General features: G+C 67.3%; 8 protein-coding genes. All 8 read right to left on the reverse strand.

Annotated elements, in window-relative coordinates; genetic code table 11:
- Positions 1–267, reverse strand: a 267-nt coding sequence (locus Afe05nite_RS43335; RefSeq protein WP_203823195.1) for an ASCH domain-containing protein, incomplete at its 3' end; no start/stop codon positions are given.
- On the reverse strand, positions 264–725 hold the full coding sequence (locus tag Afe05nite_RS43340) for an HNH endonuclease signature motif containing protein (protein ID WP_203823196.1): 462 nt from the start codon (positions 723–725) through the stop codon (positions 264–266). The genes Afe05nite_RS43340 and Afe05nite_RS43335, both read right to left, overlap by 4 nt.
- Positions 722–1,081 carry a hypothetical protein gene (locus tag Afe05nite_RS43345; RefSeq protein WP_203823197.1) on the reverse strand — a complete coding sequence of 120 codons (360 nt, stop codon included), beginning with the start codon at positions 1,079–1,081 and terminating at the stop codon, positions 722–724. The genes Afe05nite_RS43340 and Afe05nite_RS43345 overlap by 4 nt, the downstream gene beginning before the upstream one ends.
- Positions 1,078–1,803 (reverse strand): ERF family protein, encoded by a 726-nt coding sequence (locus tag Afe05nite_RS43350; protein WP_203823198.1) that lies wholly within the window; start codon positions 1,801–1,803, stop codon positions 1,078–1,080. The genes Afe05nite_RS43345 and Afe05nite_RS43350 overlap by 4 nt, the downstream gene beginning before the upstream one ends.
- Positions 1,803–2,615 (reverse strand): PD-(D/E)XK nuclease-like domain-containing protein, encoded by an 813-nt coding sequence (locus Afe05nite_RS43355; protein ID WP_203823199.1) that lies wholly within the window; start codon positions 2,613–2,615, stop codon positions 1,803–1,805. The genes Afe05nite_RS43350 and Afe05nite_RS43355 overlap by 1 nt, the downstream gene beginning before the upstream one ends.
- Entirely contained in the window at positions 2,612–3,187 is a 576-nt protein-coding gene (locus tag Afe05nite_RS43360; protein ID WP_203823200.1) for a hypothetical protein, read from the reverse strand. Before Afe05nite_RS43360 ends, Afe05nite_RS43355 begins: the two co-directional genes overlap by 4 nt.
- Complete coding sequence (locus Afe05nite_RS43365; RefSeq protein ID WP_203823201.1) at positions 3,187–3,453, reverse strand: hypothetical protein; 267 nt, start codon at positions 3,451–3,453, stop codon at positions 3,187–3,189. Before Afe05nite_RS43365 ends, Afe05nite_RS43360 begins: the two co-directional genes overlap by 1 nt.
- Complete coding sequence (locus tag Afe05nite_RS43370; RefSeq protein WP_203823202.1) at positions 3,446–3,721, reverse strand: hypothetical protein; 276 nt, start codon at positions 3,719–3,721, stop codon at positions 3,446–3,448. Before Afe05nite_RS43370 ends, Afe05nite_RS43365 begins: the two co-directional genes overlap by 8 nt.
- Between the last annotated feature and the right edge of the window lie 149 nt (positions 3,722–3,870).

Here is a 3,870-nt window from a genome sequence, read left to right on the forward strand (position 1 = left end):
GCCGCAGCAGCCGGTCGGATCAGTGGTGTCCGCAAGATGGCAGTCGGTCAGCTCGGCGACCGCCAGGATCGAACCCAACGCGGTCATCGGAGCGAGGTGACCAGCGCCGACAGCCCGTGCCAGCTCGCCTGCGTCGACCCGCTTGCCGGCGTGGATCGCGAGCTCGCCGCGCCAGCTCACAGCCGCGCCCCGGTTCTCGAACCGCTTGATTCCGGCGACGATGAGACCAGCCCAAGGCTGTCGCACAGTGATCGCGCGCAGGGTCATCGGGGTGCCTCCACGTAGGTTCCGTCATCGATCAGGAAGACCTCGCCGTGCCGGGTGAGCACCGGCACCTCGGCCGGCACCGCACCGGCGTGCAGCAGTAGGCCGAGCTCAAGCGCTTTGGCGCGCTGCGACTCAACCCATTCGTGGTGGTCAGGGCAGAGTCGAAGCAGGTTCGAGGGCTGGTTGGTGTCCGACACCGACGAACCACCCATGCGCCGCGGGCGCCGATGGTGTGTGTGGGCCGCGTCCTCGAGGCATTGCCAGAACTCGCAAAGGCCCTCCGAACGGGCGGCCAGGATGCGCAGAACGGCAGCCAACGGGCCGGTGTTGCGGGGGCGTGGCTTCGGCATGTTCGCGTGCTTGGTCGAACGGCTCGCCGGGCTGGCCGGTAGGGCGGTACGGCGCAGCTGGGAAGTGGAGGCCAGCGGGGTCAGCCGCTTGAGCTCGGTCTTCTTCACCGACCGACCCCCACGCCAGCCACCGCGTACATTGACCGAACCGACGCGCCGATCGACTGGTAAGCACGCAGCTCGTTCTCCAACGCTCGCGCCAGTCGATCCGCGTACCGGTAGGCGACGTCCGCCCTATCGCGGGCTTCCCTCTCCTTGGCGGTCGCCAACTCCGCCGCGAACTTCCGTTCATGGGCCGCGCCGTCGTAGTCCATGTAGGCACGGGCGAATGCCTGGTCGAACTCGTGGTCCGCCTTCAGGAAAGCCGAGTAGGTGTCCGAGCAGACCTTGACCCCGTTGGCGATCCGGTCGGAGCAGGACCGGATCGCCTTCTCGATGTCAACCGGGTTGAGAACGTCCGTCACGGCTGGCTCTCCGCGACCGCCTCAGGCGCTTCTGCGGGGACCTGCTCGACGCGCCTCGTCGCCAACTGCTGAAGCCTGTCGATGACCTTCTTCGCCTCGGCCTGCGTCAGCTCCGTCGCCGAGCCGATCTGCCGTTTCACCACCGTGACCGCGAACTGCACCCGGTCCGCCTTGCCCGCCCCGATGCCCGCCTGCGGGAACAGGTCCTGCATTTCCTTCTGCTGCCCGGCGTTGATGCGCGGCTCTGCCGGCGCCTGGGTGGCGGCAATGCGCTCCTCAACCCGTTCCACCCGCTGCTTGCGGGCCGCCTGCTCGGCGAGGACGGCGTCCTCGCCGTCGTTGTCCGGCGCCAGACCGGTCACCGCGCACAGGCAGTACCGGCGGGCGTAGCTGACCGCCGAACCGATCTCCTGCGGGGAGCCGCGCTCCGGCAGCGGCCACACACCTTCGTCGGACTCACCGGAGATGTGCCGCAGCTTGTACGCCAGCACGAACTTGCCGTCGAGCAACGTCGGCTTCGATGTGAATGACAGGCCGAGCTTGCCCATGACCGGCAGCAACTGCCGGGAGATCTCGGCCAGGTCGGCGTAGTTGTACGAGTAGGTTCCCGCCTTCGCGGTGTTGTTCTTCGCGACGTGGGGGAGCTGTGTCTGAAGGTCGGCCAGCGCCTCGGCGAGAGTGCCGATGTTCTTGGTCTCGACCGGCATCGCGGCAGTGGTCATTAGTAGATCCCCTCCGTGTAGCGACGCTGCGAATAGGCGGGCAGCGAGATCCGCTCGATGCGGTTGCTGTAGGCGGGCCAGACACCGGACTCCATGCAGGCGCGGTAGATCTCGCGGGCCTGCACATTGCGGTCGTGGCCGATCTTCAAGGCGACGTCGTCGAGTTCGACCACCGTCACCAGGTAAGGCGGGTTCTTGTCCTGGAAGACGAAATGGAACGGCGCGTCCGGAGCGATCAGATCCAGGTGGACAGCGCCGGACAGGTAGTGGTCGGCCTGCATGTAGTAGCCGAAGTCGTCGACCTTCTTCGAGATGTGACCCGGCTCCGCGCTGGTCGAGGTCTTGTAGTCGCCGATCCGCCACGACAACCAGTCCAGGCGGGCACGGCACGGCACACCCGTTTCCGGGTCGGTCCAAAACAGCGACTGCTCAGCCAAGCCCTCCGAGAACAACGGGCCGGCGATCGGGTGCGCCCGCACCTGGGCGGCCATGGCCTGCACCTGGTCGAACTCATGCGACAGGACGGGGATCTCGCCACGGTCGTAGGCGTCGTCCCGGTCCTGCTGCGCCTTCTTCGTCTTGTAGTTCTCGGCGCCGATCACGAACAGTTCGGAGCCCTCACCCAGGACGACCTTGTGGGCGGCGTGTCCGAGGTCGAACTCCCGCTTGTGGGGCTGCGGGTTGTCCTGCTCGTGCCGGAAGATCGCCGGGCAGGACGGGTGCAGGAGCTTCTTCGCACCGGAGAACGACAGCGCCGGGTGGGCGTGGTATTCGTCCTCCGGCATGTCGACGATGCCTTCGAACTCGGTCATCGCGACATCCACTCCGGCGCCGGGTGCGCCTCATCGTGCAGCGACCACGGCCACAGACCGGCCCACTGGAACGCCTCGGGCTCGCCGACAGTGAAGTACTCGCGGACGTCGGTAAACATGTCGTGGTCGTGGTCCTTGTCGCACCACGGGTCACAGGCGTGCTCGATGATCCGCGACGACCAGTAGCGGCCCTCGTGGTCCAGGGTCAGACCACCGCGGGTCTCAGAGTGTTTGTAGTGCTCGACGATCACGCCGTTGTAGGTGGAGCGGGCCATCCACATCCAGCCGTCGAGCTGGTCGGCGGGGATCAGCTTGCGCAGCGGGCCCCAGTGCGGCTGGTCCGCGTCCAACTCCTCCGGCGGGGTGCAGGCGTAGGCGTGCGCCGACGCGTAGGTAGTGAACTCGGCGAGCTGGTCGAGGGTGAAGCGCCGGACGTGCGCGCTCTTGCGGATCGTCTGGGTTTCGCCGTACTCGGCAACCACCAGATCCCCGGAGCCGGGGCAGTCGCCGTTGCAGACCAGGACGACGCCGGCGCCGTCGCCTGCCAGCCAGGTGCGCGGGTATTCGGGCATCAGAGACCCCTTCCGAACTGGATCTCCGAGGCTGGCGAGTCCGGCGTCGCGCGGATCTGCTCCAGGACGCCTTGGGCCTCGGCGATGAACTGCGACAGCCGAGCGACCGCCTCGGCTTTCGGTACCGGCGAGTCGTAGTCGCTGTCCGCAGTGATGGCCCAGCTGTCGCACTGGTGGGGGAGGGAGACCTTCCAGCCCTGCTCCTCGCCGTCGTAGTAGCCGGGCGTGTATGTGGCCTTGAAGCCGAAGGTGTGCGGCTCAGGCATTGGCCGACCTCGCGATCAGGTCCTGAAGCCGGGCCAGGGCGTCACACCGGTGGCAGGTGCGCATGTCGACCGGCTTGAGCGTGGGCCCGGTGCAGTAGTCGAACTGGCAGCCCACCTGCTCCAGTGACGCGACAACGTCATTCAGCAGGTCGTTCGGGACCTTGGTGGCGTCGAAGTACGGGTCGCCGCACGTGCAGACGAAGTCACCGGGCCGAAGGTCGTCGGCGTCCCAGAACTTGAGGTTGCAGGTCGAGCACGGGTTAGACATCGCACGACCTCGCAACCGCATAGTCGTGGCGGGCGTAGTGGCTGTCGCACTGCTCGCCGAACCCGTCGGGCACGCACTCCGGGCACTGGCCGGCCAGCCACATCACCAGTTCGGCCTCGTCGCGGGCGCTCACATACCGGGCCTGCTCC

Origin of the sequence: Paractinoplanes ferrugineus, assembly GCF_016862195.1 — a bacterium.
GTDB classification, from domain to species: Bacteria; Actinomycetota; Actinomycetes; order Mycobacteriales; family Micromonosporaceae; genus Actinoplanes; species Actinoplanes ferrugineus.